This is a genomic window from Empedobacter sp. 225-1 (genome assembly GCF_030328185.1).
GTDB classification, from domain to species: Bacteria; Bacteroidota; Bacteroidia; order Flavobacteriales; family Weeksellaceae; genus Empedobacter; species Empedobacter stercoris.
In genome coordinates this window covers 15,394-27,883 of the sequence record NZ_JACALO010000004.1, presented here as the reverse complement: position 1 = coordinate 27,883, position 12,490 = coordinate 15,394, and the positions used below count along the sequence as shown (strand labels likewise).

Sequence of the window (12,490 nt, the reverse complement as noted above, 5' to 3'; positions counted from 1 at the left end):
TTATGGTTTGTAGTTTAACATTGTATCAATCGTTTGACGCGCAACGAAATGGTAATTAGGACGTGCATCTTTGTAAATATTTTTCGCAAAATCTGTTTGATTAGATTCTTTAAGAGCTAAATACAAAGGTTCTAAGAATTTACGTCTTCCGACATTTACCAAGAAATCTTTCGCATTGGCATTCACTTTATCGTAATGCAACAAAAATGCTTTTTCATACCAAGCGGTTTGAATTTCAGGATTTTTAGAAGCTGTAAAATTATATATCTCATCCAAATAAGCTAAATCTTCTTTTGTGTTTTTAGCTGTATCGATTTGACGAATAAAATGTACCCATTCGTTTGTTGATTTTGTAGAAATCTCAACTTTTTTAGGTGCTACTTTATTTCTTCCGTTAGTGATATCTTGTTGTAATTGTGCTTCAGCTAAATCAAATAGTTTTGAAGTTGGTTTTTTCAAATCTTTCGGCCAACCTGTATTGTAAATCCATTCTTGAACAAAAGAATCTTCGCCATTTGTTAAATTAGCTTTCAAATAATCGACAAATTTTTCTGTTGTCATGGTTTGGAAAGCATGCGAAGAAAAATATTGATTCAAGAATTGATCAAATTTTTCGCGTCCATATTTATCTTCTAACATTTTTAAGAACAAATAACCTTTATCGTACGGAACATCAGAAAAAGCATCATCAGGGTTTGCTCCCGTCATGTTCACTTTTAAAGAAGTATATTTTTCTGGGATATTTTTCATGGAAGTTTCTAAATCTTGAAACCCGATTACCGAAATCATATCTGCGTAATCCTTTCCTTCTAATTCTTCCATAATTCGACGTTCAAAATAAACAGTAAATCCTTCATTTACCCAGAAATCATCCCAAGTAGAATTTGTTACCAAATTTCCTGACCAAGAATGTGCCAATTCGTGTGCAATTAAATTCGTCATCGAGCGATCTCCTACAATTGCAGTTGGCGTTGCAAACGTTAAACGTGGATTTTCCATTCCTCCAAAAGGAAACGATGGTGGTAAAACCAATACGTCAAACTGTTCCCACGGATATTTTCCGTACAATTTTTCGGCAGCCGTAACCATATTTCCCATTTCAGCAAATTCCCAAGCAGCAGCTTTCAATAATCCTGGTTCTGCATAAACACCTGTTCTGTTATCAATTGGTTGATATTGCACATCTCCAACAGCTAAAGCAATCAAATAAGGTGCAATTGCTTGTGGCATTTTGAAGGTATAAACTCCTTCCGCATTTTTTTCTTTTGGATTAATTGCACTCATTAAAGGCAACAAATCTTTTGGCGTTTTTACTTTTGCATCATACGTAAGACGAACACTTGGCGTATCTTGAATAGGAATCCAAGAACGTGTTAAAATGGCTTGACCTTGCGACAATAAAAAAGGATGTTTTTTATCGTGTGTTTGTTGCGGACTTAACCATTGTAATGCATTTGCATCAGGTGATGTTTTATAGAAAACTTGTACAATCGTATCATTTGGTGTGACATCAATAAGTAATGCTTGACCTTTGATCGAATCTTTTTCGCCTAATTTATACGTTGTTTTTTGTCCATTTGCTAATAAAACAGAATCAATTGTCAACTTTTCAGTATCCAAAATCAATTGTTTAGCTTTATTATTTACAAACGTATATGCAGCCGAACCTTTTATTTGATGGGTATTAAAATCAGTTTCGATATCTAAACTCAAATGTTTAATTCGCGCTTGATCTAAATCTGCAAAAGTCTGATTGTCTTTAGCTTCAATACCTTTTGTTGATGTAATTTGTTTGCTACAAGCTGTCGCAATTAAGGTTGTACCAAGTGCGATATAAACTAATTTTTGCATTCTTCTAAATCTTTTAATATTGTGTTGAAAGCCGCTGCTTTTAAAGCTGCTTTGTCATTTTTAACGTCTAAATTTTCGGTATCGAAAGTAGCCAATAATCGAACTTTTATTTTTCCTGGATAGCCTCTAAACCAATTGAATGGAAACATCTTATTCAATCCATGTATAGAAAAAACAGCCAAAGGAGTTTTAGTTTCAATGGCAATATTAAATGCACCATCTTTGAAAGGATCCAAATAAATCTTAAATTCCTTATCGTTTGTTACTCCTCCTTCTGGGAAAATAAAAATACTCAAATTTTTATCTAATTTCTTTTTTGCTTCCGGATAAACGTTTGCTTTACTTCGCACACTTTTTCGATTAACTGGAATACAAATTCGTTCGAATATTCGCCCAAAGATAGGGATTTTAAGTAATTCTGCCTTACCAACAAATACGATTGGATGATGTTTTAGTATGGTTAACATCAGCATAATATCCATTACCGAAGTATGATTAGCTATAAAAATATAATTTTCGTCCGGATCAAGTGGAACATGTTTTTTATAATCGATTCTAAATCCTGTTCCATACAAAACAAATTTCCCCCAATACCTAATCAGTGGATAAATATAAGGAAAGGTTCTGTCAAAACTTGCTAATGGTAAAACGATAAATACCCCTATTGTTAAAATATAAACTGTGGCTAACAAAATCATCCAAATGCGCCAAATAAGAACAAAAAAACCTGTAATGTATTTCATTGAGTTGGTTTAGTTGGGTAAAGATATGGAGAAAATTAGTTGATTGAAAAATAAATCATTTTCCTCGTTTTGTTGAAAAAAGTCTTAAATAAAATTGCTAAAACGATATCATCCAAAACTTCATTTTGCAACCAATTTGAAATGATTAAATTTGTTAAGGAAAGAATACTAAAAATATTATGGCTTTAAATACAATCAATCCAACAACTACGAATGCTTGGAATGCGTTAGAAAAACATTTTCAAACGATTCAACATACGTCAATCAAAGAATTATTTGCTCAAAATGCAAATCGTTTCGAAGAATTTTCTATTCAATATCCATCATTATTAGTGGATTATTCGAAAAATAGAATCAATGCAGAAACAATTCAGCTTTTGGTTGATTTAGCAAAAGAAATGAATGTTGATCAGGCAATTCAACAAATGTTTGATGGAGATGTAATCAACGTGACAGAGAAGCGTGCAGTTTTGCATACGGCTTTACGTAATCGCTCTAATGAAGAGGTTTTAGTTGAAGGAAAAGATGTGATGCCTCAAATTAATGAGGTGTTAGAACAAATGAAATCTTTTTCTGAAAAAGTGATTTCTGGTGAATGGAAAGGTTTTTCTGGAAAAGAAATTACGGATGTTGTCAACATTGGAATTGGAGGTTCTGACCTTGGGCCAGTGATGGTTACAGAAGCGTTGAAACATTATAAAACTCGTTTAAATATTCATTTTGTTTCGAATATTGATGGAACACATTTGGCTGAAACGTTTAAAACGATTAATCCAGAAACGACTTTGTTTATTGTTGCTTCAAAAACATTTACGACACAAGAAACTATGACAAATGCTTTTTCGGCGAAAGAATGGTTTTTGAATTCGGAAGCGCAAGAAGCTGATGTTGCGAAACATTTTGTCGCGTTATCAACAAATGCAGAAGGAGTTGCAAATTTCGGAATTGATACGGCAAATATGTTCCAATTTTGGGACTGGGTTGGTGGTCGTTATTCGTTGTGGAGTGCAATTGGTTTGAGTATTGCTTTGGCAGTAGGTTTTGATAATTTCGAAGAATTATTAGAGGGTGCACATGAAATGGATATCCATTTCAAAACAGAAACTTTAGATCAAAATATTCCCGTTGTTTTAGCGCTTTTGGGAATTTGGTACAACAATTTCTTTGGAGCTAATTCTGTTGCTTTGTTGCCCTACGAGCAATATTTATCACGTTTCGCAGCTTATTTTCAACAAGGAGATATGGAATCGAATGGGAAATATGTTGGTCGAGATGGGAAGAAAGTGGATTACGAAACAGGACCTATTATTTGGGGTGAACCAGGAACAAATGGTCAACATGCTTTTTATCAACTAATTCATCAAGGAACAAAATTAATTCCAGCAGATTTTATTGCAGGAGCTAATTCCTTGAATAATTTAGGGGATCATCATGCAAAATTATTATCAAACTTTTTTGCACAAACAGAAGCTTTAGCTTTTGGAAAAGATGAAGAAACGGTTGTTGCTGAATTAGAAAAAGCGGGTAAATCGAAAGAAGAAATTGATTTCTTAAAAGCATTTAAAATATTTGAAGGAAATCGTCCAACAAATTCTATTTTATACGAAGTTTTAACACCAAAAGTTTTAGGAAATTTAATTGCGATGTACGAACACAAAATTTTTGTTCAAGGTGTAATTTGGAATATTTTCTCTTTCGATCAATGGGGAGTTGAATTAGGAAAACAATTGGCAAATGTTATTTTACCAGAGTTAGAAAATGATGAGCAAATAACTTCACATGATGCTTCTACAAACGGTTTGATAAATACATACAAATTCTGGAGAAAATAAATTCAGCCATTTTAAATAAAAAAAGCCTGTTGAAAAACAGGCTTAAAATTAACACATGAGGACAAAATTTACTCTACTAAATCTTATACACCCATGCTTATTTCAATATTTGTGCCAAAAGTAAATTTGACATAATCAATTATTATTTAACGGCTTTAATTTTTCCGTTCATTGTAGCAAAGTGTCCAGGGAAAGAACATAAGAAATCATACGTGCCTTCGTCTACCGTAAATTTGATTTGATCATTTTCTCTGCCTCCTAATAATTTTGTGTGTGCAATGATTTCTGATTGTAAATCAGTTGGAATATAATCTGTCGCTTTGGCAGAAGCTGCTTTATTTGCAAATGCAGAAGCATCAGAACCTGGTTTTAATAAAATAAAATTATGTCCCATCGCTTCTTTAGACATTTCACCTGTATTCATCAAAATTAACGTAACCTCTTCTCCTGCCTTTACTGTAAACTCTGTTTTATCAAAACGCATGTCATCACTCGCCTTTAAAACAATATGATTATTTGTTGCTGGTGTTGAAGCTACTGTAGTTTCTGAATCCTCTTGCGGAGCAGTGCTGTAGTCTATTTCTGGTTGAGCAGATTCTTCATTTTTAGAACCACCGCAGCTCATCATAAAGACTGCTGCGAAACTCATTAAAACTATTTTTTTCATGATTCAATATTTTTGTTTGATATAAAAATAGTGAAATTCAGTTACTTAAAAAAGTTTATTGATTAATAAATAATCTGATTTAAAGCAGAAACTTGTTAAGGAATATCTAAATACTTGTGTGTCTGTAAAGAATATCTCCATTTTGGATTCTCTTTTACATAATCAATAATTAAAGGAAGGTTTTTGTCGCGTTTGCTCCATTCGGTTTGTAAAAAGAGTGTACAATCCTTTCCAACTCGTGCTGCTTGTTCTTCCGCAAACTTAAAATCATGATTATTAAAAACAATACATTTTAATTCATTTGCAGCTTCGCAAACCTCATCCAATGGCAGCATTAATTTTTTGGGAGAAAGACAAACCCAATCAATTTCTCCACTTAACGGATAAGCACCCGAAGTTTCGATATGAATACGGGCACCTTTTTCATGTAGTTTTTTTGTCAAATAAGTCAAATCCCACATCAAAGGTTCTCCTCCTGTAATGATGATAGTTTTGGCTTGTGAAGTTGCCAAGTCTACCAATTCATCAACATTAGTTAAGGGATGCTTTTCAGCATCCCAACTATCTTTAACATCGCACCAATGACAACCTACATCACAACCTCCTAATCGAATAAAATAGGATGCCACTCCAGTATACATTCCTTCCCCTTGAATTGTGTAGAAATGCTCCATAACAGGCAATAATTTACCTTCTTCTATCAATAGTTGTTCTTCTGCAGTTGTTGATGCAATATGTATCATAATTTTATTTTTTGTTGTTGTAAGCCAACAATGTGTTTTTTAATAACATTGCACGTGTCATTGGCCCTACTCCACCAGGAACAGGTGTAATCCACGATGCTTTTTCTTTTACATTATCAAAATCTACATCACCAGCCAATCTAAATCCTCGAGGATTAGTTTCGTCGTCAACACGTGTAATTCCAACGTCAACGATGACTGCTCCCTCTTTTACCATATCGGCTTTTAAGAAACCAGGAACACCCAAAGCAGTGATCACAATATCAGCTTCTTTTGTAAATTGTTCTAAATTTTGAGTTTTGGAGTGAGTTAAGGTTACCGTACTGTTTCCAGGGTTCCCATTTTTACTCATCAAAATACTCATTGGGCGACCAACGATGCGAGAACGTCCGATTACAACAGTGTGTTTACCTGTTGTATCAATGTTATAACGCTCTAACATTTCCATAATTCCATAAGGAGTTGCTGGTAAAAATGTTTCCATTTCTAATGCCATTTTTCCGAAATTCATTGGATGAAATCCATCTACATCTTTCTTTGGATCAATCGCATTAATTACTGCTTCTTGATCGATATGTTTTGGCAATGGTAATTGAACGATAAATCCGTCCAATGTATCATCATTGTTCCATTTTTCAATCTCTGTAATTAAATCTTCTTGTGAAATTGTATCTGGCAAACGTAATTCAGACGATTCGAAACCTACGAAATGACAATCCTTTATTTTATTGTCAACATACGTTTGCGAAGCGCCATTACTTCCTACTAAAATTGCCCCCAAATGTGGTACACGAACTCCTTGGTCCTTGTAATTCTGTACCAGCTCCTTGATCTCTTGTTTGATCTCTTTTGCCAGTTTAATACCGTCTAAAATTTGCATTGTTTTGTTGTGTTTGCGCAAAGATACGGACAAATTAGAAAATAAATAAAGATGTTGTGATGATGATTTTTGATTCAATAGAAAAACCACTTCTTTTTATGAAGTGGTTTTTGGTTGATAATAATTTTATGCTTGCTCTGGTAAAGTAAACGAATCGTCTTGATTCGGTTTATTTTTTCGGTGAGTTGATGGCTCGTCTTTTATGATTTGATGTTCATTTAACTGATGTGCCGCTGTAAAAGAAGTCACCATTGTATTCAACATTTCCGATGCTGCTGTTGGCGAATTAGGTAATAACACTAACTTGCTTCCAGATTTTTCTCCAATTGCTTGCAAGGTATCATAATGTTGTGTAACTACAATTAATGCAGAAGCTTCTTGAGACGTAATTCCTGCCCCATTTAATACATCAACAGATTCTAATAAACCTTTTGCAATTTCGCGTCGTTGATCGGCTATACCCTGTCCTTGTAAGCGTTTTGACTCGGCTTCGGCTCTTGCTTTTTCAACAATTAAAATACGAGCAGCATCACCTTCATATTGTGCAGCCAATTTTTCGCGTTCGGCAGCATTGATACGATTCATCGCATGTTTTACTTGTTCATCAGGATCGATATCGGTTACCAAAGTTTTGACAATTTCGTAACCATACGAATTCATCGCTTCTTGTAACTCTCCCTTTACAGCAACGGCTATATCATCTTTTTTCTCGAAAACATCATCCAAACGAAGTTTAGGAACTTCAGCACGAACAACGTCAAATACGAAAGATGTAATTTGCGTATATGGATTATCTAATTTGTAAAATGCATCATAAACTTGTGTTTTGATGACTTGATATTGAACCGAAACTTTTAATCGTACGAATACATCATCTTTTGTTTTTGTTTCAACGACAACATCTAATTGTTGAATTTTGAGTGACATTTTTCCTGCGATTTTATCAACAACTGGAATTTTGAATTGTAATCCAGGGTTACGAATACTGTTAAATTTTCCGAATCGTTCTATGATAACTGCAGTTTGCTGTTTTACGGTAAAAATGAATAAAAAGAGTACAATTATACCTGCAAATAATAAAAATCCTAATGTAGGTCCCATAGTTTTAGTGCTTAAAAATAATAATGGAATTAAGATAAGTATTTATTTTCAGAAAATATTCAGAATGAATTGATAATTGATTTTTAGACCAAAAAAAATTAGGAATGTTAACTTATAACATTCCTAATTCGAATTTTGCTTCTTCGCTCATCATATCTCTATCCCAAGGTGGTTCGAAGGTAATTTCTACGTAACATTTTGATACGTATTCTATTTCTTCTACGCGCTGCTCTACCTCTAAAGGCAAACTTTCAGCTACTGGACAGTTTGGAGATGTAAGGGTCATGGTAACTTTTACTTCACCATCTGCATTCACCTGTGCATCATAAACCAATCCCAATTCGTATATATCAACGGGAATCTCTGGATCGAAAACTGTTTTGAATTTTTCAACCAATTTTTCTCCAATCGAATCTAATTGTTGTTCTGTTAATGCCATTGTTATCAATTATTATTGTTCTGCAAATGTACGAATAGTTTAGGTTACGTGGAATTTTTCTAAATAACTATTTTTAATGAGTTAAAATAAAATCTTTATAATGATAGAAAATCGCTTCTTTGGAGAACCCAAAAAAGCGATTTACAAACACGAAGAACTTTTTTAGATAAAAAGTTTTATCATTATATGGATTGATTATTATAAACCTAAAGTCCAGCCTTTTGCCCAATCTGGTGTAGCTGTTCCATTTCCAGCACCATTAGCGGTAGAACTTTCTGTATAAACAGCAGAAACATCTACTGTTTCATTCTTAGTATTTTTTCCAACAGATTTTGTAGTTACATTATCAAATTTGACATTAGTAGCTTTTAATTTTCCTGTAGTAATTGCTGCAATTGACTCATCTTGTTGAATATCAAAACCTACATTCCAGTTACTTAAAACTATGTTATCAAATGTACCTTGAGAACCTACTCGTAGCTTTATCCCTTGAGGTTCTGCTCCTTCTTTTCCTGCACCGATTAATGTCATATTTTTTATAGTAGGACTAGAGATTGGAGTTGCTAATGGATTATTAGAGTTGTTATCAGCTTCTATACCTCTATTTCCTGCATTTGTCTTTTTACCATACCAATTTTGTCCCGTTCCATTCCATCCTTCAGTCCAATCAAACATGTCATCCCCAACATCTTTATGGGTATTAACAACAACTAAATTACTCGCGTCTACTGTTCCGCCAAACCACTCAAATCCATCATCTGAACTTTCGTATGCTTGTACATTTTTTATAACTGTTCCTTTTCCAACTCCAAATAAAGATAAGCCATTAAACTCTTTATCTGCATTGTAAGCAAAACCAGAATACTCTATTCTTAAATATTGAATTGATCCAGAATTATCGTTGACATCACTTCCTCCGTAAGCCAATTCCCCACCTACTTCTGTTGTCGCTGTTGTTCCTTTGTTTATAGGAGCTTTACCAGCTAATACTAGTCCTCCCCATTTACCAGGAGCTTTGTTTGTAGCCGTCATAATAACTGGATTGCTTTCTGTTCCTTCTACAAATATTTTTGCTCCTTGAGCAATAGAAATAAATCTTACTTCTTCGTAGGCTGTAGCAGAACTAGGATTTGTAGCTTCTATAACAACTCCTGGTTTGATTCTTAAAATTGCTCCTTCTCTTACAATTAAACGTCCTGTTAATTTGTAAGTTCCTGACTCCAATACGACCTCTCCTTTTGTTATTTCTCCTTTTAAGTTATTTCTATCTACAACGAAAGTAGATGGATCAGTTATTTCAGTAGAAGAATCATCATCGCTAGAACAAGATATAAATGTTGTTGAAACTGTTCCTACAAATAATGCTAATGTTAAAAGTTTAAAAAAAGATTTTTTCATGTTATTTGTTTTTGTTTTGTTTTGTTTTAAAAATTATAATTTACAGAAAGACCAAAGTTTGCCCCTCTTTTATATGAAACAGCTGTTACGTTACCTGTTGCGTTTTCTTGTACACGTTTAAATTCTGGATTAAGAATATTTCTTGCAGCAATGTTTATTCCTATGTTTTTATTTAACTTAGTTCGTAATATAAAGTCTAAAGATCCTATCCCTTTATCAATTAAGTTTCCTCTATTCTCATTGTTCAATGCATAAATTCGATCCGAGTAATAAGCATAAGAAAGTGTAGCCATAACTTCAGATCCTCTCTTCCAAGATTTTACATAAGAGACATCCACATTAAGTAAAAAATCAGATGCTCCTGTCAAAGCAGCTTTAGGTGTAGTTAAATTTAAATTATACATCCCTTTTGTTTCTTTTCGTACCTTTTCAGCATCTATTTCTTGGTCAGTTTTCATGTAACTGGCATTTAAACCTGCTGACAATGTATTTTTGCCTTCTTGTCCAAAATTGAATATATTTTTTCTGATTTCTAACTCTGCTCCAACGACATAACCATAATCTCCATTAACCCAAGAAATATCATTTGTAGATGAAGCAATGACAACCTCATTAATTGGATTCTGAATATATTTTCCGAAACCTGCAATAGAAATTAATTCTCCATGAGATGGAAAAATCTCCCATTTTAAATCTACATTATAGTTATCTGATGCATAAAGAAAAGGATTTCCATATTTTGTTTCATTTACATCTTCATATAAAAACAATGCTTTTTCTTTAAATTGAGGAAGTGTATAGGTTTTCGATGCTCCGAAACGTAAGTTTTGTTTATTGTTGATAGCATATTTTACAATAAGACTCGGTAAGAAGTAGTTTTCGTCTAACATGTTAGAATTTAAGTCAGAACTTAACTGTGTTCTCCACGATATTTCTTGCAATATATTTTCGTAACGTAAACCAAGGACTGCACTTAATTTATCTGTTAAGTTATATTCCAAATTTGCATATCCGGCATGTATAGTTTGATCTCCATTATAAACCTGAGGAGCTAAAGTACCGCTATATGTCGTTGTACTAAAATATCCGTTATTATAGTTCGTTTCATTAAAAAAAGCATCCAAATTATTCGGGTCTACGACTTGTGAGTTGTTTAATCTGAAATTAAATTGTCTTGCTTCAAAATCACGATTCACAGAACGACCGTTATATCCCACTTTTACAAAACCTCTAGCTAATCCATTTGCAGATTTATTCAAACGATAGCTTAATCCTACATTTGCAGCATAACTCTTTTCTATTAAATTATGAAAATAACGATGATTATCGGTTGTAGAGTTTTGAGCAAGCTGGTATTCATTTGTCGTTTTATTAAGTCGTAATGTGTTTTGTGTACGATCTGGCACATCACTTTCTATTTTATTAAAAGCTAATCCCCAATTCAGATCCAATTTATCTGTCAACTTATGATCTCCCAAAAGTTGGTTTACCATTAATTGGTTTTGTATATAAGTATTACGCTGGATTAATCCATTATCATCCTCAGCAATATCACGAATAAAACCATAGTATAAATCTCTTGATTGCTCAGAAGAATTAATAAATAAGAAATTATATTTGATACTATGATTTTTATTTATTTTATAATTCGCATTAAACATTCCTGTAGAATTTGTTTCATAAGAATATTTTTGATGAGGTACAAAAGATCTTAATCTTCCTCCTAATCCTCCTAAAGCATTAACTGTTTGATTTATACCTTCACGATAATCATAGTTACTATTAAAACTCGCACTAGCAAACACTCCTAGTTTTCCTTCATCTCCAATTCTAAAAGTTTTACCAGCTTTCAATCCAAAATTTGGCGCAATTGTACTCGACGTTGTTGGATTTAACTTCGTCTTAAATTGGTATGAATTCAAAGGGTTATTAGGAACATTTATTTTAGAAAAACCTGCCTTACTTGGTCCATCTTGTAACATAAAGTTACTCTCACCTATAGCATTTGTATTAACAGAAGTTCCTACAGAAATCTGAAATAGTCCTTTATCTTGGAAATCCTTTGATACTATATCTACAGCTGCCCCAGAAAAATCCCCCAACAGTTTAGGAGAATAAACTTTATCAACTGAGATATATTCTATAATGTCAGTATTAAAAAGACTTAAATCAATATTTTTATATTCTGGATCGTTAGATGGTAATGGTAAATTATTTAATGTTGTAGATATATAACGATCACCTAATCCTCTTACAAAAATAGAATTTGTACCTTCAAGCTTAGAAATTCCAGCTATTTTAGTCATAGCTGTTGCTGCATCACTTACTCCTTTTCGCTCTAGCTCCGCAGAACCAATATTCGTTACTATATTTACAGATCTTTTTTGCAAGTTCAAAAGATTTGCCTCTGCAGCTTTACTTCTTACACCTGTAATAACAGCCGTTGATAAATCAATTTTACCATCTTTGAAATCTTCTGGTTGCAAATACATATTTAATGTATTCGAATCTGTTAAATTCTGAGTGATCGTTTGATAACCATCGACTTTCATTTCCAATTGATACGTATCATCTGGAACAGAAATTTCGTAACGACCGTTTTCATCTGTTTTAGCTTGAATATCCAAGCCTTCTACTGTAAATGATTTTCCAGAAAGAGGTTGATTGGTTCTTTGATCAAATAGAGTTCCTTCTAATTTAATATTGGTCTGTGCAAATAATGCGGCTGACCCTAATAATAAAAGTAAAGTTAAATTGCGTTTCATTGCGATTGATAATTCGTGTTTGTTGATTGCAAAGTTGTTGGTTTTCAATGAAAAACATTTTTACAAATTGT

10 protein-coding genes are annotated in these 12,490 nt (G+C 33.1%); 1 reads left to right on the top strand and 9 read right to left on the bottom strand.

From position 1 onward, the window contains the following. Together HX088_RS02035 and HX088_RS02030 are read right to left on the bottom strand one after the other, a co-directional pair. Positions 1–1,851 (bottom strand): M1 family metallopeptidase, encoded by a 1,851-nt coding sequence (locus tag HX088_RS02035; RefSeq protein ID WP_286483209.1) that lies wholly within the window; start codon positions 1,849–1,851, stop codon positions 1–3. Then, positions 1,839–2,594, bottom strand: coding sequence for a lysophospholipid acyltransferase family protein (locus tag HX088_RS02030; RefSeq protein ID WP_286483208.1), 756 nt, complete (start codon positions 2,592–2,594; stop codon positions 1,839–1,841). The genes HX088_RS02035 and HX088_RS02030 overlap by 13 nt, the downstream gene beginning before the upstream one ends. Positions 2,595–2,773: 179 nt before the next feature. On the opposite strand from HX088_RS02030, the gene pgi reads away from it, so the two are divergent. Continuing rightward, entirely contained in the window at positions 2,774–4,426 is a 1,653-nt protein-coding gene (gene pgi, locus HX088_RS02025; protein ID WP_286483207.1) for a glucose-6-phosphate isomerase, read from the top strand. A 142-nt stretch (positions 4,427–4,568) separates the two neighbouring features. Here pgi and HX088_RS02020 read toward each other — a convergent pair whose 3' ends face one another. The 7 genes from HX088_RS02020 to HX088_RS01990 all read right to left on the bottom strand — a co-directional run bounded on the left by HX088_RS02020 (position 4,569) and on the right by HX088_RS01990 (position 12,467). Beyond that, the gene (locus HX088_RS02020) at positions 4,569–5,093 is read right to left on the bottom strand and encodes a plastocyanin/azurin family copper-binding protein (protein ID WP_171623899.1); all 525 of its coding nucleotides are present in this window, start codon (positions 5,091–5,093) and stop codon (positions 4,569–4,571) included. A 95-nt stretch (positions 5,094–5,188) separates the two neighbouring features. Beyond that, the gene (locus tag HX088_RS02015; protein WP_171623898.1) at positions 5,189–5,836 is read right to left on the bottom strand and encodes a 7-carboxy-7-deazaguanine synthase QueE; all 648 of its coding nucleotides are present in this window, start codon (positions 5,834–5,836) and stop codon (positions 5,189–5,191) included. A gap of 4 nt (positions 5,837–5,840) precedes the next feature. Continuing rightward, positions 5,841–6,716, bottom strand: coding sequence for a bifunctional 5,10-methylenetetrahydrofolate dehydrogenase/5,10-methenyltetrahydrofolate cyclohydrolase (locus HX088_RS02010; RefSeq protein WP_171623897.1), 876 nt, complete (start codon positions 6,714–6,716; stop codon positions 5,841–5,843). A 126-nt stretch (positions 6,717–6,842) separates the two neighbouring features. Beyond that, positions 6,843–7,817: an SPFH domain-containing protein gene (locus HX088_RS02005; protein ID WP_260541592.1), complete on the bottom strand. Its 975-nt coding sequence runs from the start codon at positions 7,815–7,817 to the stop codon at positions 6,843–6,845. A 112-nt stretch (positions 7,818–7,929) separates the two neighbouring features. Continuing rightward, on the bottom strand, positions 7,930–8,256 hold the full coding sequence (locus tag HX088_RS02000; RefSeq protein WP_171623559.1) for an iron-sulfur cluster assembly protein: 327 nt from the start codon (positions 8,254–8,256) through the stop codon (positions 7,930–7,932). 198 nt (positions 8,257–8,454) lie between these two features. Beyond that, entirely contained in the window at positions 8,455–9,654 is a 1,200-nt protein-coding gene (locus HX088_RS01995; RefSeq protein WP_171623558.1) for a beta-helix domain-containing protein, read from the bottom strand. A 26-nt stretch (positions 9,655–9,680) separates the two neighbouring features. After that, positions 9,681–12,467 carry a TonB-dependent receptor domain-containing protein gene (locus HX088_RS01990; protein WP_286483201.1) on the bottom strand — a complete coding sequence of 929 codons (2,787 nt, stop codon included), beginning with the start codon at positions 12,465–12,467 and terminating at the stop codon, positions 9,681–9,683. Positions 12,468–12,490 lie beyond the last annotated feature (23 nt).